The organism is Leifsonia sp. HAY1-4F, assembly GCF_056755275.1.
The window spans coordinates 1-237 of the sequence record NZ_JBNDHX010000622.1 but is presented as its reverse complement, the minus strand read 5'-3'; the positions used below and the strand labels follow the sequence as shown (position 1 = coordinate 237).

The following is a 237-nucleotide window of genomic DNA, read 5'->3' as shown; positions in this document are numbered from 1 at the left end:
GATCGAAACGGTCGACGGCGACCATCGACTTATCGCCGGCGTATACGTCGAACTCGAACTGCGAGCTAAGGATGTCTTCGTTTGTGGGGTTCGTGAACGTCGTGGTGAAGGTCCGCGGTGCGCCGCCCGGCTCGAGGCTGGCGGGGAAGGTCGCGAAAGCCTGCGGAGCGGTGTCGGCGGCTTTGCCCTGATAGATGCGACTCGTCCCCGAGTGTCCGCCACGCGCCTCGTGGGCGA

The 237-nt window shown here is 65.0% G+C and carries 1 protein-coding gene; it reads right to left on the bottom strand.

The genetic code is table 11. The features are described 5' to 3' along the window. Nucleotides 1-237, bottom strand: a 237-nt coding sequence (locus ACPYOG_RS20740; RefSeq protein WP_481295944.1) for a hypothetical protein, incomplete at both ends; no start/stop codon positions are given.